Consider the following 22601-nt stretch of genomic DNA (forward strand, 5'->3'; position numbering starts at 1 on the left):
CTGAGGAAGCTATGACAACCTATAACACAGGCAATCCGATTGGTTCCACTGACCCTCGCGATTTGTACGACAACGCGCAGAATTATGACTTTGCATTGAACAGCCTTACTGAGGCTATCTGGTTAGACCGTTTTGGTGTTGGGCGTCGTACCTGGTATGGGCTTGAAGTCATGGTTGCAGATGCTGCAGCTTCATACGGGATCATTACTTTGTCTGGTGTTAGCTTCACCACTGGTGCTACAGTTAACCTGAATGAAGCTCTTCTGAATACTGCCAACAACACATATTACAAATGGACAGGAAGTTTCCCTGCTGGTGGTAAAGTTGTTCCTCCTTCATCTACACCAGAATCAACTGGCGGCATAGGGCCTGGAAAATGGTTGAGTGTTGGAGATACCGCCCTTCGTAACGATCTGGCTTCTCCAGGCGGCGTCAACCTGGTGAATGGTGCGGCAAAACAATCTGATTTAGTGGCGCTCACAGGTAGAGTCACGGCCGTTGAGAATATTGTCTATTATCGCGGTAAAACCGCAGCCACATTAGGGAAGCTCCTCCAGGCTGGAACGGCATTAAAAATTAAGGGGTTTGGTGACTCAACAATGAAAGGTGCACGTTCAGGCGATATTAACAACGTCAGCCCTAACGAACCGATGAAAATGCTGAAAGAAGCGTTGCTGCTAATCACAGGCGTTAATTGCACCGTCACTAATTATGGCATTAATAGCACAACTCTTTACGACATGATGAGAGGAACTGATAACCCGGAAGGGAAGACCTATGAGCAAAGACTGACTGAATCAGCATGCGATATTGTTTATTGCAACCATGGGATCAACGATAACCAGACGGGAAAAGATATTTTAACCTATCGACTAGACCTCATCGATTTTGTAAATATTTCAAGAAAAAATAATGCTGTCCCTGTTCTTGTAACGCCAAACCCGAACGTTCCAATACTAACCGGCACTCCAGCAAACAATAGAAGGCTTAAATTATTTGTGGATGTGATGCGTCAGGTTGCGAGGGATATGTGCGTAGACCTGGTTGATCAGCATGAGTTGTTCAATCAGTCGACCAATGTTATCAGCCCAAGCGTGTCTTTCCCGGACGGCGTGCACCCATCCGATGCCGCATATCGGCAGGCTGGTTATAACCTCGCGATGCCTTTGACTACCTATCACGAGATTTCCAATGCTGGCGATAATGCTGGGCTCGACGGAAGCCAGTTTTTTACGAACTCAACGAATTACACGATTACAGAGCATGGATCGAGATGTGGTCCCACCATGACAATGACCAAGGAATCGTCAGTGACCGGGTTGAACTATCCGGTTAAATTCGCTAAGGGTCAGAAGGCAATTCAATTAAATCAGCTGCAATGGACAGGCGCATGCATTGCATCTGTTACAGACAATGCTGATTCAATGGGAATTATTTATCCTCAGAAGCAGTACGGCGGACCGGACTTCAACTGGGATTCAACCACTAAGTTTTACCGTCCAATGTATGCAGGGTTGCATGTAATAGGCATTAACTTACAGCAAAGCGCATCCATTGGTAATGACATGACATTTTCAGGAGTAATATTACCAACACTTAATATTGCCTCAACCACGACTCGGAATAATAAAAATTATTCCTCAGAAATGATCGGTCTTGGCGATGCTATTTGTTTCAATGCTGCAATGAGTGATGGAACAGAAATCATTCTCAGCGACTTCAATGGGGTTAAGGCCGCATCAGTCAAACTTACATCAGGAACATTGAGGCTAGGCCTGTTTTTAAATGGATCTGAGACGCAGGGTGTTAATCTTGGTACTGGCGTTACGGCGGGTACATTTGCCATTCAGTTCATAGTCAATTCAACAGGGATTCAGTGTGATGTTGGCATCTTGACGGCTACTTTAACAACAGTCACCAACCTGCCAAATCTCAAGCTTTTCAACTCAGGGATTCCGTTTGTAATAAGCAAGGCTTAATGTGGTAATATTCACTCACCACAAATAATCTAAGCCTGATTTCATGAATTTTCGTTATGATATCAACGGACTGCGTGCGTTTGCAGTATTCGCTGTAGTCCTTTTCCATTTTAACCCAACTTGGTTGCCTGGCGGATTTGCGGGCGTCGATGTGTTTTTTGTTATATCTGGTTATTTAATGACCAGAATAATTGTTGGCAGATATGATACAGGAAAGTTATCAGTCTGGGGATTTTACCTTGATCGAGGTCGACGAATAATTCCTGCGCTGGCATTTCTGTGTGCTGTGTTGATGGCTTATGGCATCTGGAAGTTGTCACCGATTGGCCTGACACAGTTAGCTAAACACACAGTTGGTAGCCTGTTGTTTATCTCTAACGGAATGTATTGGCTCGAGTCAGGCTACTTTGATGCCTCCTCACACACAAAATGGCTGCTTCATACCTGGTCTTTGTCGGTGGAGTGGCAATTTTATCTTATTTATCCTTTCATCATTCTCTGTCTTGTCAGATATTTAGGTCGGAATCGTCTCGGTGTAGGGTTAATAGGCGTATGTGGATTGTCGTACGCATTGTCCATTCTAACCCCTGAATCGCATCAAAGTTCGGCGTTTTATCTGATCCATACGCGTGCGTGGGAGATGGTGGCAGGTGGGCTGGTTTGCCTTTACCCTTTGGGCCTAACCGCAAAACGAGCAAAATTTGTCGAGTTGACAGGGTTTATTCTGGTTTTGGCGTCTTATCTTTTAATGAGCGAGCGTGTTGCGTGGCCGGGGTATATGGCACTGATTCCTGTTCTCGGTGCCAGCATGATTCTTGCTGCAAATAGGCATGACTCCATCCTCACCAATAACAGGTTTGCGCAGTTCCTCGGAACGACATCGTATTCTATTTACCTGTGGCATTGGCCCGTCGTCGTATACATGCTTCAGAATGAAATTTCTGGCGCTTCGGCTTCGCTATGCGGCATCGTAGTATCCATTATGCTTGGATGGATATCGTATACACTGGTAGAAAACAGACTTCGCGGCGACAAATCTCTCAAATTGAAGGCGTCTTTCGCTCGTCGGCACGTTCTGGCAGCAGCATTCAGTGTTGTTCTGGCATCAGGTTTATTTGTTTATCAATCTGAAGGTCTTCCATCTCGCTACGATGGGAAAATTAATGAACTGACCAAGATTAAGGATGTTTACTCCTTCTTTGAGATACCTGCTGTCTGGAGAAATGGCGTGTGTCATTCATCTCCTATCGGTATGAGTGAGCAGGAAAGGATCCGCCAGTGTGCAGAGACAGGTAAACACAAAATATTCTTGTGGGGTGACTCGTATGCAGCGGCCCTATACCCTGGACTGAAAGCTCTTCAGAAAGAAACCAAGAAATCATTCTCCATCGAACAGTTTACCGACGGTAATGGTTCACCATTCTTTACTAACCTGTCGCTGGCCGATAACAAGAAAGACCTGATTACAACGAACGAGGAAAAACTACAGATTCTGGCTGCCATCAAACCGGAGAAAGTTGTAATCACCTGGATGGTTTTAGGAAGTAACACTATTCAGGACCCAGCGCAGGCTGTCGCAGGAATAAAAGACACTATTGCCAGAATTCGCCGGGCTTCACCGGCAACAGAGATCATAGTTATCGGACCGGTACCTCAGTGGAACGAGAATCTTGTAGCAATTATGTTGAAGTACTGGGACCAGTTTGGAACATACCCTCCAAAATACATGGAGTATGGACTCAATAAAGGTATGTTTGCTTGGGATGAACTGCTCAGTAAAGAACTAAAAGCGGATGGGGTCGAGTATATCTCAGCGATGAAAGAGCTTTGCAATGACCAAGGCTGCGTTACTCGAGTGGGAGAAGATGCTCATTCTTTAGCTGCAGCTGACTGGGGCCATCTAACCCCAGCCGCCTCACGATACTTCATCGAGCGTATAAAGGATAAGTTACTGCCTCAATAGCGGGCGCGATAGTAATAGTTGACAGGGAAGTCAGCCATTTTCTTATTAATTTCTATCTTCCATAAGGTGTAACCCACGGCATTCAGATGGATGCCATCGCTGATCGAGAATTCCTTCTTAAGACCTTCCTTCCCGATCATTCCCTCTGGCATGGGAATCACCTGGCAGTTTATATATTTTGCGCAAGCAGTATGGATTTTTGCATTAGCGGATGCGAAGTCAGATGAAACGGTAAGGTTCATAGTCCTGTTAGGGATGAACGTCTCCATAACAAATAGTTTCTTTGCTTTAGGGGCCGCATAATCAATAACCTCCATTAACTCATCACCAAGATCCCATCCAGATTCTCCCTGCAAGAAGTTATTGGCTCCCACTGAAACGAGAATTCCATCATATCTTTCGATAGGCGTCTCCCGTATTCTTTTGAAAACGCCATGGACAGTATCGCCACCGATCCCTAGGTTAACGTAACTCATATGCATTCCGTTAGGGTTTAAGCCCTGAATGATGGAGTCACCAAAAAATAAATAATTCTTTGGTGTTGCCTGCGATAGTCTCATGTTATTGATTTTATTTGTAATACCGAAAAAGCTAAGCTGTCCCTCATCAATTCTGTATGCAGATTCTGCGTGACTGAAAAATGGCATAAGCGCCAGTAATAATGCTGTTTTTTTCACGGTAACCCCTTTTTTTAAGGGCGATTTTAGCATCCGAAGCGTAGCAATACGACAGTTGATCTAAATGCATTCCTTAATTATGCTGTACGCATATACAGTATTAATTGAGGTGTATATGCCACGCCAATCAGACATACGTTCAGCATTTACAGAAGCAATACAGCAGAACACAAAGGGTTATCTCTTCCTTAGAACAGATTGCTTCATTGCTAAGTTAAGAGAGAAGAACTGGCACTTCAGCCGCGGCGATGCAAACGCATGGATTGAACGTTATCAGCCTGATTTCGCCGACAAAACTACCGACTGCAGCGATAACCGTTACTGGATACTGCGCAACATGGGGAGGGTGTTCTGATGGGATTTCCTTCACCGGCTATGGATCACCAGGAACAGCGGCTAACCATCGATCTGCTATGCGGAATCGACGGGAACTGCAGGGTAATAGAAACGACGTCTGGTTGGGCTCTGATTAACGTTGCTCTGAGGCCTGAGCAGGGAGATACGCTACTGGTAAGAATGGATAACAGGAACGAGTTTGCAAAGCTCTACGGGTCGGCATTGATAACTGAAGATGGTGAAGCGATAGAAGGCGATGCGCTGGATGACGTTGAGGTTTTTGGCGTGCTAACACATAGTCTTAACCGGGTCGGTAACGATGATTGCCCGGCAATTTAAAGGAAGGTTCTACCATCATTTCACCATTGTTTCGCCATTACAATTTCACGAAAATAAAAAACCAGCCATAAGAGTCTGGTTTTCAATGTGTTTTTGGTCGGCACGAGAGGATTTGAACCTCCGACCCCCGACACCCCATGACGGTGCGCTACCAGGCTGCGCTACGTGCCGACGCATAAAAAGAATACTACTCGATTCCGTTTTGAATGCAAGGGAATCTGTCGCTAACTGGTTTATTATTAATCAGTTAGCGATGAAGCGCTTCTCATCCGTCAGGACCTGAAGCAGCAGGCTCAGCTGCGGTTTCTGGTCTTTCAACCGTTCGCCCTGCAGATTATACGTCTGATAATTCCCGTTGCTGTTCAGCACCAGCGTCAGCTTCGGCGTGGTCACCACCAGCGTATTATTCCCCGCCGCCGTCACCCAGCTGTGGCGGCGCGCGGCGCTGAAGAGATCCTGACCTTGCGAATACTCGTTTGCTGGCGTGCTGACGTGCAGCAGGCGTTGCATCAGGGTGGTCATCACATCTTTATGCTCGGTGAGCATATTGATGCGCTGCGCCGGGGTGCCTGGCCAGTGGATCACCAGCGGAACCTGCAGATTCGGGCGAGACCAGCTCATACTCTTCGTCTCGTCACCTAGCGGGATGCCATGGCCCGCGGTCACGATCACCACGGTATTGTCCAGCTTGCCCGACTCGCGAAGCGCGTCAAGCACGCGGCCTATCTGCGCATCAACATCGCCAGCCGCGCGACCGTAGCGGCGCGCAAAGTCACTCTTATTGCTGTTGGCAAGCGTTGTGCCGTTAAAGGCAACCCATGAGAACCAGCGGTTATCTTCCTGGGCGTAGCGCTGCAGCCAGTTTATCCACTGGCTGGCGGTCTGCGCGTCGGACTGATTTTGTGCCGTCGGCAGTGAGAAATCGGACAGCAGCGCCTGGCGGTAGAGCGGGCTGTTAAAGCCATCGGAGGAGAACAACCCTAGCTGATAGCCTTGCTGATTCAGCCCGGTGATCAGCGCCGCAGGCGTGCGGGTAGACAGTACGCCGTCCATGTAGCCGGCTGAAATGCCATAGAAGAGGCCAAAGATGCCCGCATCGGTTGTGTTACCGGAGCTCATATGCTGAGTAAACGAGACGTTCTGACTCGCGAAAGCGGCCAGCGCAGGCATCTGCTTCTCGAAACGGGAATAGTTCAGGCCATCGACGGTGATCAGCAGGACGTTTTGCCCGCGCCCCATATCGCGGTAGTTCAGGTCGCTCAGAGGATACTGAACGCTGACGGCTTCCGGGTTGCCCTGCTCGATAAGACGGCGCTGGTACTCTTGCGCATCAAGCAGACCGTGTTTCTCGAGGAAGCGACGGGCCGTCATCGGGTACGAGAGCGGCAGGTTCGCGCGCTGCATGGTAATAGGGCGATAGAAGTTCGCATCCGCCCAGATATACATGATGTGCGAACTGATAAAGGAGACGAAAAAGAGCGCGGCGACGGGCTTCGCATAATGGCGTCGCCGGGTCAGACTGCGGAGTTTTTGCCAGCTCCAGGTGGCGAACAGCATCTCAATCAGCAGGATCACAGGGACGCTGATAAACATCAGCTGCCAGTCACGGGCCGTTTCGTTCTGGTCGGGGTTAATCACCAGTTCCCAGACGATGGGGTTGAGGTGCAGGTGGAAGCGGGTGAACACTTCACTGTCGATAAGCAGCAGCGTCATCCCCACCGTCGCAAGGATGGCGGACAAGAACCGCATCAGACGCTGCGACATGACGATAAACGTCAAGGGGAACAGGATCAGCAGATAGGTGGCGAAAACCAAAAAGCTAAAGTGACCGACAACGCTTATCCAGGAGTAGATACGCCCGGTTAGCGTTGTTGGCCAGTCTGCGACAAACAGATAACGGCAGCCAATGACCGTCGCCAGCAGAATGTTGAACAGGGCAAACCAGTGCCCCCAGCTGACCATCTGGGAGACTTTTTCACGGTAGCGCTGACGATTCGTCACCATAAACTGTTGTTCGTATCCCTTAATGGGCCGGGTCGTTGCTGACGGACGACTGTAAAGCCTGGGCGAAAGATTTTGCGATCGCCTGACGCTGAGCCGGAGCAACGCTGGTGTTAATCAGGTTGGTGACCATATTTCCCAAAACCATCAGGGAGAGATCGGTCGGCGTTTTATGTTTTTCCAGTACGTTGACCAGCTCACTGAGCAGTTGTTCAACGTGTTCATCACTGTAGCGGGAATGTTGTGGCATAAATCAAAATCAGTTTGTTGATGAAAGGGCAACATATTACCGTAGCAACAGCTTTTTTTCCCCTTTTTTATCTGTTGTTGCACACATGTCCTGGTGGTGGTTGAATACCGCCCGGTCTAAAAGGAGAGTTTATCATGAGTCTGGAAATCAACCAGATTGCCTTGCACCAGCTTATCAAGCGTGATGAGCAAACCCTTGAAGTGGTGCTGCGCGATTCGTTACTGGAACCCACGGCGACCGTGGTGGAGATGATGGCAGAGCTGCATCGCGTCTACAGTGCCAAAAATAAAGCCTATGGCCTGTTCAGCGAAGAGAGTGAACTGGCCGATAGCCTGCGCCTGCAGCGTCAGGGCGAAGAGGATTTCCTGGCGTTTAGCCGCGCCGCCACCGGGCGTCTGCGCGACGAGCTGGCGAAATATCCGTTCGCCGACGGCGGGATCGTGCTGTTCTGCCACTATCGCTACCTGGCGGTCGAGTATCTGCTGGTTACCGTGCTGAATAACTTAAGCAGCATGCGCGTGAACGAGCAGCTGGATATCAGCTCAACGCATTATCTGGATATCAACCATGCGGATATCGTGGCGCGTATTGATTTAACCGAATGGGAAACTAACCCGGAGTCGACCCGCTACCTGACTTTCCTGAAAGGGCGCGTGGGCCGCAAAGTGGCGGATTTCTTTATGGATTTCCTCGGTGCCAGCGAAGGTCTTAACGCCAAAGCGCAGAACAAAGGGCTGCTCCAGGCGGTTGACGACTTCACGGCTGAAGCGCAGCTCGATAAATCTGAGCGCCAGACCGTGCGCCAGCAGGTTTACAGCTACTGCAACGAACAGCTGCAGGCAGGGGAGGAGATCGAGCTGGAGTCCCTGTCAAAAGAGCTGGCGGGCGTCAGCGAAGTCAGCTTCCAGGAATTCACCGCGGAGAAAGGCTATGAGCTTGAAGAGAGCTTCCCGGCGGATCGCAGTACGCTGCGTCAGTTAACCAAGTTTGCCGGCAGCGGCGGTGGGTTAACCATCAACTTTGACGCGATGTTGCTGGGTGAGCGCATCTTCTGGGATCCGGCCACCGATACGCTGACCATTAAAGGTACGCCGCCGAACCTGCGCGATCAGCTTCAGCGCCGCACCTCGGGCGGGAAATAACAGCCATAAAAAAACCCCGCAGAAGCGGGGTTTTTTTTCGACGTGTTTGCGATTACGCGCGAACGAAGTCGATGTGAGTCAGTTTTGGCTTGAACGCGTGACGCTGAACAGCCTGAACTTTCACTTTTTCTTCTTTACCGCCAACAACGATGGTCAGAACTTCGCTGTAGAATTCAGCTTTGGTCTGCAGGTTCCACAGTTTGTCGTGATCCAGTTCGATTGCAACTGGAGCAGCTTCGCCACCGTAAACGATAGCCGGGAACTTGTTAGCGTTACGCAGGCGGCGGCTCGCACCCTTACCCTGCACGTTACGTACTTCTGCTTCGATAGTGAACATTGATTTCTCTCTGTATTTAAAACCCTACTACAGGCGACCCAGCAGCAGGTGAGTGTTCTGCCTCACGGATGTGAAGCGGGCGGCATTTTATACTCAAATGCCCCTCACATCAATGAAAAGTCCCGCTAACCGCGCAATTCGTTGGCGCGACGGAAGCGACCTTCGTAGTCAAAGAGCTTCTCGCGCACCTGCCAGAACTGGCCTTTCTTACGGGCGACGACAAAATCCGGATGGCGTAATAACACCTGCTGGCGCACGATATCGGCGACGGTTATCCAGCGCAGGGGCACGCCCGGCGTGCGGGTATGCGGGCGGATAAACAGCTGTTCGAAGGCCATTCGCTGGGCAGGCGTCTGAACCCGGAAGCGCTCGCTGACGTCCGCCCCGTCTTCGTCGTAATAGGTGATTTTCAACCACTCGCCTTTTTCATCGGCGCCGGGCTGCAGTGCCATGCCGGAACAACGCAGCACCAGGGCATCTTTCAGCTTTAGCGCCGCTTTCAGCATGTCGTCCGGGTCAACCAGCACCGTGTCGCATTCCCGGCAGCGGCGGGCGGCAATGTCGTTTTCGGCGTTGCACTGCGGGCAGTTTTTGAACCGAAAGCGGAAATCGCACTGCTCGCGGTGCCCGACATCATCTTCAAACCAGCCCTGACAGCGGCGGCCAAAGTGTTCGATCAGCGTACCGTCGGCGGTGGTTTTTCCCCAGAAGGTGTTGGCAAAACCGCAGGCAGGGCAAAAGACCTGCACGGGCACGTTGTCGCTTTTTCCTTTTGGCGCGCCGACCTCAGGCGTATAGAGATCGTGCGGGTTACCGGCATAATCCAGAATCAGGCAGTCGGTTTTTCCCGGGGCCAGGCGCAGGCCGCGGCCAACAATTTGTTGATACAGACTGACCGATTCGGTCGGGCGCAAAATGGCGATCAGGTCGACGTGCGGGGCGTCAAAGCCGGTGGTCAATACCGACACGTTTACCAGATAGCGGAACCGCTGGGCTTTAAAGGCGTCAATCAGGCCGTCGCGCTCCGGGCCGGGCGTTTCGCCGGTGATTAACGCCGCGTCGCCGGCGGGCAGTAACCCGGTGATCTCTCGCGCGTGCTCAACCGTAGCGGCAAAGATCATTACCCCTTTGCGCGTCGCGGCGAACTCCTCAATCTGGCTGATGATATGCGGCGTAATACGCTTCTGCTTTTTCAGCTCCTGGTTGAGATCCGCTTCGCTGAATAAGCCGTTGCTCTGCGCCTGCAAACGGCTGAAATCGTACTGCACCACCGGCATATCCAGCCGTTCAGGCGGCGTCAGGTAGCCATGTTTAATCATGTAGCGCAGCGGAAGTTCGTAAATGCAGTCGCTAAACAGGGCCTTCTCATCGCCGCGCACCATGCCGTGATAATGGTAGCGATAGATCCAGCCTTTCCCCAGGCGAAACGGGGTCGCCGTCAGGCCCAGCAGGCGCAGGTGAGGGTTCACCGCTTTCAGGTGAGCCAGGATTTGCTGATACTGGCTGTCGTCGTCATCGCTGATGCGGTGACACTCGTCAACAATCAGCAGCGAAAATTCGCTGCGAAACAGCTCCAGATTGCGCGCCACCGACTGCACGCTGCCGAAGACCACTTTGCCGTGGCTCTCTTTGCGCTTTAGCCCGGCGGCGAAAATATCGGCTTCCAGCCCAAGCGCACAATACTTGGCATGGTTTTGCGCGACGAGCTCTTTGACGTGTGCCAGCACCAGCACGCGACCACGGGCCAGACGCGCCAGTTCGGCGATGACCAGGCTTTTGCCTGCGCCGGTCGGGAGCACAATCGCCGCCGGCTCGCGATGTTTACGGAACCAGGCGAGGGTGGCGTCAACGGCTTCCTGCTGATAGGGACGAAGTGTAAAAGTCATGGGGTCTCGGTTTCGTTATTCCGCACATAGTATGCCACGAAACTTTTTCCCTTGAGTGACGCAACCAGACCATTATACTGAACCGTTCCAGACTGCTTCTTTTTTCGGACCTGTTGTCCGACTTCCAGCACCATTAAGGCTAAAAAGATTTCATGCGACTTGATAAGTTTATCGCTCAGCAACTCGGCGTAAGCCGCGCTATTGCCGGGCGCGAAATTCGCGCCAGCCGCGTTACCGTGGATGGCGACATTGTGAGAGACAGCGCGTTCAAACTGCAACCTGACCATCAGGTGGAGTATGACGGCAATCCGCTGACCCAGCAGCACGGTCCGCGCTACTTCATGCTCAATAAGCCGGAAGGCTACGTCTGCTCAACGGACGATCCCGATCACCCGACGGTGCTCTATTTCCTCGACGAACCGGTGGCGCACAAGCTGCACGCCGCAGGCCGCCTCGACATCGACACCACGGGTCTGGTGCTGATGACCGACGACGGGCAGTGGTCGCATCGCATTACTTCCCCGCGTCACCACTGCGAGAAAACCTATCTGGTCACGCTGGAGTCGCCGGTGTCGGATGACACGGCAGAGCAATTCACGAAAGGCGTTCAGCTGCATAATGAAAAAGATCTGACCAAACCCGCCGTGCTTGAGGTGATCGCGCCGACGGAGGTCCGTCTGACCATCAGCGAAGGGCGCTACCATCAGGTGAAACGTATGTTTGCCGCGGTGGGGAACCACGTTGTTGGCCTGCATCGTGAGCGGATTGGTGCGATCGAACTCGATCCCGACCTGGCGCCAGGCGAATATCGCCCGTTAACGGAAGAAGAGATCGCCAGCGTCGGTCTGCCTTCGCACTAATTTCAGGAGAGCTCTGTGACCACCAGGCCACACTCGTCGTTCAAAATCGTCTTCATTCTTGGCCTGCTGGCCATGCTGATGCCGCTGTCTATTGATATGTACCTGCCCGCGCTGCCGGTCATTTCCGCGCAGTTTGGCGTTCCGGCGGGCAGCGCGCAGATGACGCTCAGCACCTATATTCTCGGCTTTGCCCTCGGCCAGCTGTTTTATGGCCCGATGGCGGACAGCCTTGGACGCAAGCCCGTTATTCTGGGCGGGACGCTGGTCTTTGCAGCCGCAGCGGTTGCCTGTGCGCTGGCGCAGACCATCGATCATCTGATTATCATGCGCTTCTTCCACGGTCTGGCGGCGGCTGCGGCAAGCGTGGTGATTAACGCCCTGATGCGCGATATCTACCCGAAGGAAGAGTTCTCCCGCATGATGTCGTTCGTGATGCTGGTGACGACGATTGCGCCGCTGGTGGCCCCGATGGCCGGTGGCGCGGTGCTGGTGTGGTTTAGCTGGCATGTGATTTTCTGGATCCTGGCCCTGGCCGCGCTGCTGGCCTCGGCGATGATCTTCTTCTTTATTGATGAAACGCTTCCCGTCGAGCGCCGTCAGAAATTCCACATCCGAACCACAATAGGCAACTTTGCCTCGCTGTTTCGCCACAAGCGCGTGCTCAGCTATATGCTGGCAAGCGGGTTCAGCTTCGCCGGGATGTTCTCCTTCCTGAGCGCCGGGCCGTTTGTCTACATTGAGCTGAACCACGTTTCGCCGCAGCACTTCGGCTACTATTTCGCGCTTAACATCGTCTTCCTGTTCATCATGACCATCATCAACAGCCGTTTTGTCCGGCGGGTGGGGGCGCTGAACATGTTCCGCGCCGGTCTGTGGATCCAGTTTGTGATGGCTATCTGGCTGGTGGTGAGCGCGTTTCTGGGCGTGGGCTTCTGGGCGCTGGTGGTCGGCGTGGCGGCCTTTGTCGGCTGCGTGTCGATGGTGTCATCTAATGCGATGGCGGTGATCCTGGATGAGTTTCCGCATATGGCGGGTACCGCCTCTTCCCTGGCGGGGACGTTCCGCTTCGGTATTGGCGCTATCGTTGGGGCGTTGCTTTCAATGGCCACCTTTACGACAGCATGGCCCATGCTGTGGGCGATGGCTTTTTGCGCAACCAGCTCGATACTCTTCTATCTTTACGCCAGTCGACCGCGAAAAGCGGCCCACTAAAATACAGAGAAGGCCCGACAGGGCCTTTTTTGTTGATGCATATCAACCAAACCCCCGTTCGTTTATTCCGTGTTTGTTTATTTTATGTAAAATCTATTTGTGTAAAAAGTCACATCATTGTATTCAAAAAGGTTGAGTTAGATCGCAGAAACGGGTACATATAGCGCCGACGCGAGCCTGGATATCGATAAAAAAGCGCTGAATAGTGCAGGCTGGCGATGATGTGTTACTATAAATGTAAATAAATTGTGAAGTAAATTTTGCTTCCGGGGAACGAACGTGAATACATTACAACTCTCCATTGTCCATCGCTTGCCCCAGAGCTATCGCTGGTCGGCGGGTTTTGCAGGTTCGAAAGTTGAACCGATTCCGCAAAGCGTCGCGGGCTGTGAAAACTGCCTGGTGGCACTCAAGCTGCTGAGCCCGAGCGACGAAAATGCATGGCGGGTGATGGAGCGTCTCAGTCAGGCCCTGACGGATATCGAAGTGGACAGCTCCGTGCTGGAGTGTGAAGGTGAGCCGTGCCTGTTCGTGAAGAGCCAGGACGAGTTTGCCGCCACATGCCGTCTGAAGAATTTTGGCGTTGCCATCGCGGAGCCTTTCTCCGGCCAGTACCCGTTCTGACCGCTAGTCTGCCGACAACAGCTGGCGCGTGTAGCGCTGCGTTGGCGCGCTAAATACGCGCTGGCACTCTCCCTGCTCGACCACTTCTCCCTGTCGCAACACAATCACCTGATGGCATAGCGCCCGCACCACCTGTAGATCGTGGCTGATAAAGATATAGGCCAGCCGGTGTTTTTCCTGAAGCCCTTTCAGCAGCGCCAGGATCTGCGCCTGAACGGTTCTGTCCAGCGACGACGTTGGTTCATCCAGAATAATCAGCTCCGGCTTCAGGATCAGCGCGCGGGCAATGGCGATACGCTGGCGCTGGCCGCCGGAGAATTCAGCCGGATAGCGGTGGCGCGTCTCGGCATCTAAGCCCACTTCGGCCATCACCCGCATAACTTCCTCCTCGCGCTGCTGAGCGCTCAGGCCGGGCTGATGCACGCGCAGACCCTCTTCGATAATCTGTAACACGCTGAGCCGGGGGTTAAGCGAGGAGTTGGGATCCTGAAACACCACCTGCATGCGGGGCCGCACGGGCAGCATCTGACGGCGGTTCCAGCGGTGCAGCGGCATATCGTCAAAGAGGATCTCGCCCTGGGAGGCAATTAAGCGCAGCAGCGCCAGACCGGTGGTACTTTTGCCGGAACCGGATTCGCCCACCAGCCCCAGAGATTCTCCCGGGCGCAGCGAGAAGCGGATGTTTTTCAGCACCGGATTCTGGTCGACGATGCGCCGCAGAATACCTTTGCGGATCGGGAACGAGACGGACAAATCCTCAACGCGCAGCAGCGGTGTGCTGTCAGCCGCGAGTGGAACCGGGTCGCCGGAAGGTTCGCTGTCGAGCAAACGCTGCGTATAGGGGTGCTGCGGCGCGCTCAGCAGCGTGGACGCGCTATTCTGTTCAACGCATCGTCCGTCTTGCATCACCGCGACGCTGTCGGCCAGCTTTCTCACAATGCTCAGGTTGTGCGTGATAAACAGCAGGCTCATGTTCAGCTCGTCACGCAGTTCCCGCAGCAGCGTCAATATTTGCGCCTGTACCGTCACGTCCAGCGCCGTTGTAGGCTCGTCGGCAATCAACAGCTCGGGTCGCGTGAGCAGGGCCATAGCGATCATCACGCGCTGGCGTTCGCCGCCGGAGAGCTGATGCGGAAAATCATTCAGCCGTTTGGCCGCGTTGCGTATGCCCGTTCGTTCCAGACAATCCAGAATTTCTCCCCGCGCGGCCTCTTTGCGCATCCCCCGGTGCAGGGAGAGCACTTCATAGAGTTGTTTCTCCAGGCTGTGCAGCGGGTTGAGGGAAACCATCGGCTCCTGGAAGATCATCGCGATTTTGTTGCCGCGAATGCCGCGCAGGGTATGTTCGTCGGCATGCAGCAGCGAGCTGCCGTGAAACAGAATATCCCCTTGCGGGTAGCTCACCGGCGGAGAAGGCAGCAGCCGCAGGATAGAGAGTGCCGAAACGCTCTTGCCTGAACCCGACTCGCCCACCAGGGCCAGCGTTTCACCGGTCTGGATCTGCAGCGACAGGTCGGTGACCACGGTGCGCGTCTCGTCCTGCTTAGAAAAAGCAATAGACAGGTTATCAATACTGAGAAGAGGCTGGGTCATTTTATACCGCCTTGTTCGGATCGAAGGCATCGCGCACGGCTTCGCCAATAAAAATCAGCAGCGACAGCAGCACGGCCACGGAAAGAAAGGCGGCGATGCCTAACCACGGCGCCTGCAGGTTGTTCTTGCCCTGCAGCAGCAGTTCGCCGAGCGACGGGGAACCCAGCGGTAGCCCGAAACCAAGAAAATCCAGCGAGGTGAGGGTGGTGATGGAGCTGCACAGAATAAACGGCAGGAAAGTGAGCGTTGCCACGACCGCGTTGGGCAGCATGTGGCGGAAGATGATCCCCCGATCGCTCACGCCAAGCGCCTGCGCGGCGCGAATATAGTCGAAATTGCGGGTGCGCAGGAACTCCGCGCGCACCACGCCCACCAGCGCCATCCAGCCGAACAGGACGGTGATGCCTAACAGCCACCAGAAGCCGGGCTGCACCACGCTGGAAAGCAGGATGATCAGAAACAGCGTTGGCATGCCTGACCAGACTTCAATAACCCGCTGGCCCCACAGGTCGATTTTCCCGCCGTAGTAGCCCTGAACGGCGCCCGCCACGACGCCCATTACGCTTGAGAAGATCGTCAGCATCAGCCCAAAGAGAAGAGAAATTCGCGTGCCGTACAGGATGCGCGCCAGCACGTCGCCGCCGTTAGCATCCGTTCCCAGCCAGTTTTGCGCGGAGGGCGGGGAAGGGAAGGGCGTCGTGGTGGCGAAGTTAATGCTGTTTGCGCCAAAGCGTACCGGCGCCCAGAGCGCCCAGCCGTGCTGCTCAATCTGCTGGCGAAGCCACGGATCCTGATACTCCGCCGGTGTCGCAAACGGGCCGCCAAAGTCGCTTTCGCTGTAACTGGCGATAACCGGCACGTACCAGCGGTCGTTAAAATGCACCAGCAACGGCTTGTCGTTGGCGATCAGCTCCGAACACATGCTTAAGGCAAACAGCACGGCAAAAATCCACAGCGACCAGTAGCCGCGGCGGTTGTGGCGAAAGCGGGCCCAGCGGGCCTGGTTGACGGGGCTTAAACGCGGCATCAGCGGCCCTCAAAATCGATTCGGGGATCGACCAGCGTATAGCTGATATCACTGATGATATTCAGCAGCAGGCCAATCAGGGTGAAAATATAAAGTGTGCCAAACATCACCGGATAATCGCGCGACACGGTAGCCTCATAGCCCAGCAGCCCCAGGCCGTTGAGCGAGAACATCACCTCTATCAGCAGCGAGCCGGTAAAAAACATGCCGATGAACGTGGCCGGAAATCCGGCGATCACCAGCAGCATGGCGTTGCGGAACACGTGTTTCCACATGATCTGCTTCTCGCTCACGCCCTTGGCGCGGGCCGTGACAACGTACTGCTTACGAATTTCATCGAGAAAGGCGTTTTTGGTCAACATGGTCAGGGCCGCAAACCCGCCGATGACCGTGGCCAGCACCGGCAGCGTGATATGCCAGAGATAGTCGGTGATTTTCTGATACCACGGCAGGGAGCTAAAATCGGCGGAGACCAGCCCCCGCAGCGGGAAGAGGTCGAAATAGCTTCCCCCGGCAAAAAAGACAATCAGCAGGACGGCAAACAGAAACGCCGGGATGGCGTAGCCGATGATGATAAACGTGCTGCTCCAGATATCAAACCGGCTGCCGTTATACACCGCTTTGCGGATCCCAAGCGGTATAGAAACCAGATAGATAATCAGCGTTCCCCACAGCCCGAGCGTTATCGAAACCGGCAGGCTTTGCTTGATCAACGTTAACACTGACGCACTGCGAAACAGGCTATCGCCAAAATCAAAGCGGATGTAATCCCAGAGCATCTTGAAATAGCGTTCGTGAATCGGTTTGTCAAAGCCGTAGCGGTGGGTGATCTCGGCGATCACCTCCGGATCCAGCCCGCGTCCGCCGCGATAATGGCTTTCGCTGATATTCCCTACGCCGGTTCGCGCATGGCTCGCGCCCATCCCTTCACCGCCGCCGCCGGGCATGCCGCCGCTGTTGCCAAATTCAATGGCGGCAATCGCCTGATCGACCGGGCCGCCGGGGGCGATTTGCACGATAAAAAAGTTAATCGTGATGATGGCCCACAGGGTGGGGATGACCAGCAGGAGACGACGGAGAAGATAGGCACCCATGATGATTCCTTATCGCCGCTCAGCGGGAAGTCTGGCGGCTTTGTTAACGTCATACCACCAGGTATCAAAGCCCAGGGAGTAGACAGGGCGCACGGCAGGCACGGAGAACTTGTCCCAGCGCGCCAGGCGATCTTCGCCCATATACCACATCGGCAGCATGTAGTAGTTCCAGGTCAGGACCCTGTCGAGGGCGCGCCCGAGCGGCAGGAGCTTTTCTTTATCCCCCTGCGCCGCCACTATTTTCGCAATCAGCGCGTCAATCGCCGGGCTTTTTACACCTGGCGCATTGTATGAGGAGTCAATGTAGCTGGAGGCCCAGGAGATTTGCAGGTCGGAGCTGGGCCACGGCTGCGCGGGCCACAGGCGCTGCATCATGTCGTAATCACGGCTGCGCATGCGGCTGGTGATCTGCGCGTTATCGACCTGGCGAATGTTCATGGTCACGCCCAGCCGCTCAAGGTTGTGCTTAAACGGCAGTACCCACTGATCGTTGCCCCCGGACGAGAGCAGCAGCTCAAAGCTGAGAGGCTTACCCGTTTTGGCATCGACACGCTTTTGATTTTTCAGGTGCCAGCCCGCGTCATCCAGCAGTTTGCTGGCTTTCAGCAGGTTGTCGCGGTCGTAACCGTCACCGTCCGACGCGGGTGGCTGAAACACGGTGGTGAACACCTGCGGCGGCAGCTCCGCTTTCAGCGGCGCCAGCAGTGCCAGCTCGTCGGCTTTCGGGTAATCGCGCGCGGCGTATTCGGTGTTCTGGAAATAGCTGTTGGCACGGCTATAAGCCCCGTAAAACAGCGCTTTGTTCATCCACTCAAAATCAAAGGCCAGGGAAATGGCTTCGCGCACCCGGCGGTCATTGAATACCGGACGCTGAATATTAAACGCCAGCCAGCGGGTGTCCTGGGCAGACTCATTTTTGTGCTCGTCTTTGACGATATAGCCTTTGGCGAAATTTTTTCCGATATAGCGGGTCGCCCAGTTTTTGGCGCTGCTCTCGACGCGTAAATCGAAAGCGCCGGCTTTGAACGCTTCAAACGCCACGTTATCGTCGAGGTAGTAATCATAGCGAAGGGTGTCGAAATTCCAGCGCCCGCGGTTTACCGGCAGGTCTGCCGCCCAGTAGTCTTTCACGCGAGAGTAAACGACATATTGCCCCATGCGCCAGTCGGTGATGCGGTATGGGCCGCCTGCCAGCGGCGGCGTGGAAAGCGGGTCGCTTAGCTTATGATTTTTCCAGAACGATTCAGGCATCACCGGCAGCGAGAACAGGCTAAGCATGTTCTCTTTGTTCGGTTCGCTCAGCTCGATGCGCACGGTGAGCGGCGCAATGGCTCTGACGGAAGCCCCTTTATACACGATGCGGAACTGGGGGACGCCTTCGGTCATGAATTTATGAAAGGTGAACGCGACGTCGCTGGCCTTCACCGGCGTACCGTCGTGAAAACGCGCTCGCGGGTTCAGCGAGATTTCCGCCCAGGCGAAGTTATCGGCGTAACGCACGTTCTCGGCAATCAGCGGATAATAGCTGCCGGGCTCATCATCCGACGTGACGAAGAGCGTATCGTAAAGCGATTCCGTTCGCGCGGCCGCCACGCCGCGCAGGGCGAAGCGGTTGAAGTTGTCGAATGTTCCCGTGGCGGAAAGCGTGACCTTTCCGCCCTTCGGCGCGGCAGGGTTAACGTAATCGAAGTGCGTAAAATTGACCGCATATTTCGGCTCGCCAATCACCGCGAAGGCGATATTTTCTTTGATGGCTTGCGCCTGGCTGGACAGGCTCGTTAGTGCCAACATCAGCAACATGAAGCGCATAAGCATCTCGCGGCGGCTCCCTCTTTTACAGACCGGCTCGGTTAAGCTGAATAATAAGTGACGTCACGGGCAATGTGAAATTAATCGCCCTCGGGCGAAATATCAGGCCGCCATTCGCGGAACTGCGCCAGCGGCATCGGGCGGCTAATCCAGTATCCCTGCAGGAAATTAACGCCGTGTTCGCGCAGCCAGGCGGCCTGTTCCGGCGTTTCCACCCCTTCGGCGACGGTCGACATATTCAGTCGTCTTGCCAGCGTCAGGACGGCATCCAGCACCGGCGACGTCACGGTCTCAGTGCCAATCGCATTAACAAAGCCGCGGTCGATCTTGAGGTAGTCCATGGTGAAATGCTCAAGATAAATCAGCGCGCTGTGGCCGGTACCAAAATCATCAATGGCTATCTCAAACCCTTCGTTGTGTAGCCATTCGAAGAGGCTGTTGGCTTCCCGATGATTGAGCATGTCGCGCTCGGTGATTTCCAGCACGATCTGGAAGTAATCCTGCGGCAGTAGCGCTTTGAAGGTGCGCATATCGTCTTTGAAGCTTTCCGCATGCAGATGCCCCGGCGCAATGTTGATGCCCACCTTTGCTCCCGGAGGTAACAGAGTTTGTAACACGGGGGCATCGTGAATGATAAGGTCGAAGAGATGCAGCGTCAGCGGGACAATCAGCTTCTGCGCTTCGGCAAAGTTGATAAACGCGTCCGGCGGAATTTCCCCCATCGTCGGGTGTTTCCAGCGCATCAGCACTTCAAGCCCGGTCATCTGGAGCGATTTAGCATCGACGACGGGCTGATAAACCACGTAAAACTGACCGCGCTTAATCGCGCTTAAAATCTCTTTACCCGGGTTGAGGCGAATGCTGAGGATATAGTAGTTGAGCGATCCGGCACAAATGCCGCATACCAGCCCGAAGAACAGGGCGTAGAGAATTTCATCGCTGGTCCATGCGTCAGCATACAGGTTGATGGTCAGGGGCACGTCTTTCAGCGTCGCGGTACGGGCCGGCGTTTCATGCAGGTCATGCGCAAGGACCAGCGTGCTGGACCGCGTTGACAGCGCATGGTCGCCAATAATGATGGCAATGCCGGCAAATTCGTCCTGGCGCGCGGTGTAGAGCAGGTAAGGCGTCAGATTGAGGTTCACCGAGGTAAACACGCCGCCGTCCTTCGCTAGCGGGTTACGGTACCAGATGGCAATCGCGGGCTTGTTGGGCAACATGGGGGTGCCGGGAAGTAACGCCATATCAATCTGTTTGTCGATGTGCAGCTCGGGGATCAGCTCCTCCATGGGCACATTCATCGGCCCGGTGGCAGAAGAGCAGAACGCCATTTTGTCTCTGACCAGCAGGAATGCGCGAACGTTAACGCTAAAGGCAGCGCGCGAGGTAAGTTCCTGATTGACGTCGTGGCAGTTGTTTAACGTGAGCGGCTGGAGCACATCGATAGAATTTTTTAACTCATCGAAGTAGCTCTCCATATAGATGCTCACATCGTGGATCAGGGTGTCGAATTTGACTTCCCGCTTGTGGTAGCTCCAGAAAAATTGCAACGAACCCAGGAGCAGGGCGGCGATCAGGCCTGTGATGATGCTGAGGATCAGTATTTTGCGATTGCTGGAGAAATAGCGGGTGAACATAGACGTCGTGATTCCTGAAATGCCGCTGGATGTATTCAGTGTAACGGGCAAAAAAAAACACTGCCGAAGCAGTGCTTTTTTTCATCATATCGTCAGCCAAGGGATAACCAACGATACAATAGTCATATTAACTGCGGGTCAGTACGCGGCGTGCTTCGTTGTAGCGCTTCTTCCAGTACGGTTCATTCATGCTGGAAATGGTCACACCGCTGCTGGTGGAGGCATGTACAAACTGGTCATTACCAATGTAGATGCCAACATGTCGACCTGTAGAACCGGCACGGAACAGGACTAAATCACCGGTGCGCAGTTTGGTACGTGAAATCGACTTGCCCATCTCCTGCTGTTCATAGGTTGAACGCGGAAGATCTAACCCAAATTGCTCACGGAACGTACGCTGTACAAAACCGGAACAATCAATACCTGTTTTTGTGCTGCCACCAAGGCGATAGCGCACGCCTTTCCAGTCAGCATACTGGTCCATAATGCGGGACTTCACGTCCAGATTACGTACCATATTTTCAAATTCATCCTGAGAGGCTTGCAGTGACGAGGAATCTTCCATTCCCACAACACGCGTCTCAGGATGCATATTCTTTGCGGTGTTCGATGTACTACATGCAGATAACAGTACCGCGACTGCTATCGCCGGGATCCCCCGTAAGATATATCTCAGAAACGGTTGAGATTTGACCATTTTGTTTATTATCCCTTGAAGTCCTTAACGACAAATATCGTTATAAAAATGCCAAACGTGACGAGACTAATTATCTGTTCACATTGAGACAATTCTTTCTGGTCACATTTGTGGCACAGCGCACAAAATTATTCGCCAGTGAAATAATTATCTCTATGGGGCAAAACGAGTTCGAGATTAACCGATTGCCTGGGGTATTGCGAGAAAAAAAAGCCTTTTTTTTATAAGAAAATGTGATACAGAAAGTAAAAACATAGAATTGCTCAAAATAGCGACGGATCCGCTGCGCCAGTATGCAATTGCTTCATTTTTATCATGAATATGATGACGAGAATATGACAGTGCGGGAAGATCGCGGCGAGAACGCTATCAGGGATCATGTCGATCCCTGATAGCTCACGTTAATTTAGGTTAGTTATTTGTTTAATTGTTGTTGCGCTCTTCCGGGAAGATAGCGATCGAATAGCGCTATTATCCTGTCGCTCAGTGGGGTCATTAAACACCACGGCAGCGCAATCAGCGCCACGGAGAGCGAACCGACGGCAATATCGGTAAACCAGTGAGCGCCAATCATTACGCGCGGGAAGGCAAAAACCACAAAAATAATCAGGGCTATGGCAAAAGCTTTTCTGCCGAAATAGCGAAGCATAATTGCGGAAAAAATAAGCAGCATCATGCCGTGATCGCCGGGGAAACTGTCCTTCGACGCATCTTTTGTTGGAATATGCAGCAGTTCGCTGACGCGATAAATATCGGTGAAGAATAGCGTTGGGCTTGAACGCTTAACCGGAATAATCGCAGTTGCCAGCTGGTTAATGACAACGGCAAACAGCAGCATCACCAGACCGATAATGAGAATACGCCGACGCCCGGCTTTATCCTCTTTCAGCCAGAAAGAGAGCATCAGGCAGCCCATGGCCAGCAGCGAGAAGCCGTCGAAGGCGCGGTTGTTGGTAATTGCCACCAGCCACAGGAACGCGTTGCTCTTCACCAGCTCCTGGTTGAAGAAGTGAAAAATGGCAGAATCCAGCGGGAACCAGAAACCATGATCCGCCGGGATATACCAGGAGAAGAAAAGCGCCAGACCGGCGACATTAAGCAGTAATATCAGGGGAAATCGAGTTGTCATAACGTTCTG

At 53.4% G+C, this 22601-nt stretch carries 20 protein-coding genes and 1 tRNA gene; 8 read left to right on the forward strand and 13 right to left on the reverse strand.

Annotation, left to right across the window (positions count from 1 at the left end; translation table 11 throughout):
* Positions 1-11: 11 nt before the first annotated feature.
* Positions 12-1979, forward strand: coding sequence for an SGNH/GDSL hydrolase family protein (locus FOY96_RS06745; protein ID WP_143346719.1), 1968 nt, complete (start codon positions 12-14; stop codon positions 1977-1979).
* A 43-nt stretch (positions 1980-2022) separates the two neighbouring features.
* The gene (locus FOY96_RS06750) at positions 2023-3942 is read left to right on the forward strand and encodes an acyltransferase family protein (protein ID WP_143346720.1); all 1920 of its coding nucleotides are present in this window, start codon (positions 2023-2025) and stop codon (positions 3940-3942) included.
* On the opposite strand, the gene FOY96_RS06755 is transcribed toward FOY96_RS06750, so the two are convergent.
* Positions 3936-4619: an SGNH/GDSL hydrolase family protein gene (locus FOY96_RS06755; RefSeq protein ID WP_172620506.1), complete on the reverse strand. Its 684-nt coding sequence runs from the start codon at positions 4617-4619 to the stop codon at positions 3936-3938. The two genes, FOY96_RS06750 and FOY96_RS06755, sit on opposite strands and share 7 nt — an antisense overlap.
* 115 nt (positions 4620-4734) lie before the next feature.
* On the opposite strand from FOY96_RS06755, the gene FOY96_RS23085 reads away from it, so the two are divergent.
* Together FOY96_RS23085 and FOY96_RS06765 are read left to right on the forward strand one after the other, a co-directional pair.
* Entirely contained in the window at positions 4735-4974 is a 240-nt protein-coding gene (locus FOY96_RS23085; protein ID WP_143346722.1) for a hypothetical protein, read from the forward strand.
* Positions 4974-5294, forward strand: a complete 321-nt coding sequence (locus FOY96_RS06765; protein WP_143346723.1) for a LexA family transcriptional regulator — start codon at positions 4974-4976, stop codon at positions 5292-5294. Before FOY96_RS23085 ends, FOY96_RS06765 begins: the two co-directional genes overlap by 1 nt.
* A gap of 94 nt (positions 5295-5388) precedes the next feature.
* Here the strand turns inward: FOY96_RS06765 and FOY96_RS06770 are convergent.
* From FOY96_RS06770 to FOY96_RS06780, 3 genes are all read right to left on the reverse strand, one after another.
* A tRNA-Pro gene (locus FOY96_RS06770) sits at positions 5389-5465 on the reverse strand.
* Positions 5466-5537: 72 nt separating this feature from the next.
* The gene (gene yejM / locus FOY96_RS06775; protein WP_047060568.1) at positions 5538-7298 is read right to left on the reverse strand and encodes an LPS biosynthesis-modulating metalloenzyme YejM; all 1761 of its coding nucleotides are present in this window, start codon (positions 7296-7298) and stop codon (positions 5538-5540) included.
* Between the two features lie 19 nt (positions 7299-7317).
* Complete coding sequence (locus tag FOY96_RS06780) at positions 7318-7545, reverse strand: YejL family protein (protein ID WP_008500958.1); 228 nt, start codon at positions 7543-7545, stop codon at positions 7318-7320.
* A gap of 134 nt (positions 7546-7679) precedes the next feature.
* Between FOY96_RS06780 and yejK the strand changes: the two genes are divergently transcribed.
* A complete protein-coding gene (yejK, locus tag FOY96_RS06785; RefSeq protein WP_008500957.1) occupies positions 7680-8687 on the forward strand; it encodes a nucleoid-associated protein YejK in 1008 nt (335 codons plus the stop codon).
* 52 nt (positions 8688-8739) lie between these two features.
* On the opposite strand, the gene rplY is transcribed toward yejK, so the two are convergent.
* Both rplY and radD read right to left on the reverse strand, forming a co-directional pair.
* Positions 8740-9024, reverse strand: a complete 285-nt coding sequence (gene rplY / locus FOY96_RS06790) for a 50S ribosomal protein L25 (RefSeq protein ID WP_023312497.1) — start codon at positions 9022-9024, stop codon at positions 8740-8742.
* A 125-nt stretch (positions 9025-9149) separates the two neighbouring features.
* Positions 9150-10910, reverse strand: coding sequence for a DNA repair helicase RadD (gene radD / locus FOY96_RS06795; RefSeq protein WP_143346724.1), 1761 nt, complete (start codon positions 10908-10910; stop codon positions 9150-9152).
* Between the two features lie 152 nt (positions 10911-11062).
* Between radD and rsuA the strand changes: the two genes are divergently transcribed.
* From rsuA to FOY96_RS06810, 3 genes are all read left to right on the forward strand, one after another.
* Positions 11063-11770 (forward strand): 16S rRNA pseudouridine(516) synthase RsuA, encoded by a 708-nt coding sequence (gene rsuA, locus FOY96_RS06800; RefSeq protein WP_045354252.1) that lies wholly within the window; start codon positions 11063-11065, stop codon positions 11768-11770.
* A gap of 15 nt (positions 11771-11785) precedes the next feature.
* Complete coding sequence (locus FOY96_RS06805) at positions 11786-12982, forward strand: Bcr/CflA family multidrug efflux MFS transporter (RefSeq protein WP_008500953.1); 1197 nt, start codon at positions 11786-11788, stop codon at positions 12980-12982.
* A 279-nt stretch (positions 12983-13261) separates the two neighbouring features.
* Positions 13262-13606: a YejG family protein gene (locus FOY96_RS06810; RefSeq protein WP_028013883.1), complete on the forward strand. Its 345-nt coding sequence runs from the start codon at positions 13262-13264 to the stop codon at positions 13604-13606.
* Positions 13607-13609: 3 nt separating this feature from the next.
* On the opposite strand, the gene yejF is transcribed toward FOY96_RS06810, so the two are convergent.
* From yejF to FOY96_RS06845, 7 genes are all read right to left on the reverse strand, one after another.
* Positions 13610-15199: a microcin C ABC transporter ATP-binding protein YejF gene (gene yejF, locus FOY96_RS06815; RefSeq protein ID WP_143346725.1), complete on the reverse strand. Its 1590-nt coding sequence runs from the start codon at positions 15197-15199 to the stop codon at positions 13610-13612.
* A 1-nt stretch (position 15200) separates the two neighbouring features.
* Positions 15201-16226 carry an ABC transporter permease gene (locus tag FOY96_RS06820; RefSeq protein WP_033146047.1) on the reverse strand — a complete coding sequence of 342 codons (1026 nt, stop codon included), beginning with the start codon at positions 16224-16226 and terminating at the stop codon, positions 15201-15203.
* Entirely contained in the window at positions 16226-17320 is a 1095-nt protein-coding gene (locus tag FOY96_RS06825) for a microcin C ABC transporter permease YejB (RefSeq protein WP_024908182.1), read from the reverse strand. Before FOY96_RS06825 ends, FOY96_RS06820 begins: the two co-directional genes overlap by 1 nt.
* Positions 17321-17329: 9 nt before the next feature.
* Positions 17330-19135 (reverse strand): extracellular solute-binding protein, encoded by a 1806-nt coding sequence (locus FOY96_RS06830; protein ID WP_143346726.1) that lies wholly within the window; start codon positions 19133-19135, stop codon positions 17330-17332.
* Positions 19136-19209: 74 nt separating this feature from the next.
* Entirely contained in the window at positions 19210-20766 is a 1557-nt protein-coding gene (locus FOY96_RS06835; RefSeq protein ID WP_143346727.1) for a cyclic di-GMP phosphodiesterase, read from the reverse strand.
* 127 nt (positions 20767-20893) lie between these two features.
* Positions 20894-21463, reverse strand: coding sequence for a bifunctional murein DD-endopeptidase/murein LD-carboxypeptidase (gene mepS / locus FOY96_RS06840; RefSeq protein ID WP_008500946.1), 570 nt, complete (start codon positions 21461-21463; stop codon positions 20894-20896).
* Between the two features lie 415 nt (positions 21464-21878).
* The gene (locus tag FOY96_RS06845; protein ID WP_029740964.1) at positions 21879-22592 is read right to left on the reverse strand and encodes a phosphatase PAP2 family protein; all 714 of its coding nucleotides are present in this window, start codon (positions 22590-22592) and stop codon (positions 21879-21881) included.
* Positions 22593-22601 lie beyond the last annotated feature (9 nt).

It is taken from the genome of Enterobacter asburiae, assembly GCF_007035645.1.
Taxonomy (GTDB): Bacteria; Pseudomonadota; Gammaproteobacteria; order Enterobacterales; family Enterobacteriaceae; genus Enterobacter; species Enterobacter asburiae_B.

Coding starts and splice junctions, on each gene's coding strand:
- FOY96_RS06745 (WP_143346719.1), top strand. CDS start 12: ATGACAACCTATAACACAGGCAATCCGATTGGTTCCACTGACCCTCGC.
- FOY96_RS06750 (WP_143346720.1), top strand. CDS start 2,023: ATGAATTTTCGTTATGATATCAACGGACTGCGTGCGTTTGCAGTATTC.
- FOY96_RS23085 (WP_143346722.1), top strand. CDS start 4,735: ATGCCACGCCAATCAGACATACGTTCAGCATTTACAGAAGCAATACAG.
- FOY96_RS06765 (WP_143346723.1), top strand. CDS start 4,974: ATGGGATTTCCTTCACCGGCTATGGATCACCAGGAACAGCGGCTAACC.
- yejM (WP_047060568.1), bottom strand. CDS start 7,298: ATGGTGACGAATCGTCAGCGCTACCGTGAAAAAGTCTCCCAGATGGTC.
- FOY96_RS06780 (WP_008500958.1), bottom strand. CDS start 7,545: ATGCCACAACATTCCCGCTACAGTGATGAACACGTTGAACAACTGCTC.
- yejK (WP_008500957.1), top strand. CDS start 7,680: ATGAGTCTGGAAATCAACCAGATTGCCTTGCACCAGCTTATCAAGCGT.
- rplY (WP_023312497.1), bottom strand. CDS start 9,024: ATGTTCACTATCGAAGCAGAAGTACGTAACGTGCAGGGTAAGGGTGCG.
- radD (WP_143346724.1), bottom strand. CDS start 10,910: ATGACTTTTACACTTCGTCCCTATCAGCAGGAAGCCGTTGACGCCACC.
- rsuA (WP_045354252.1), top strand. CDS start 11,063: ATGCGACTTGATAAGTTTATCGCTCAGCAACTCGGCGTAAGCCGCGCT.
- yejF (WP_143346725.1), bottom strand. CDS start 15,199: ATGACCCAGCCTCTTCTCAGTATTGATAACCTGTCTATTGCTTTTTCT.
- FOY96_RS06820 (WP_033146047.1), bottom strand. CDS start 16,226: ATGCCGCGTTTAAGCCCCGTCAACCAGGCCCGCTGGGCCCGCTTTCGC.
- FOY96_RS06825 (WP_024908182.1), bottom strand. CDS start 17,320: ATGGGTGCCTATCTTCTCCGTCGTCTCCTGCTGGTCATCCCCACCCTG.
- FOY96_RS06830 (WP_143346726.1), bottom strand. CDS start 19,135: ATGCTTATGCGCTTCATGTTGCTGATGTTGGCACTAACGAGCCTGTCC.
- FOY96_RS06835 (WP_143346727.1), bottom strand. CDS start 20,766: ATGTTCACCCGCTATTTCTCCAGCAATCGCAAAATACTGATCCTCAGC.
- mepS (WP_008500946.1), bottom strand. CDS start 21,463: ATGGTCAAATCTCAACCGTTTCTGAGATATATCTTACGGGGGATCCCG.
- FOY96_RS06845 (WP_029740964.1), bottom strand. CDS start 22,592: ATGACAACTCGATTTCCCCTGATATTACTGCTTAATGTCGCCGGTCTG.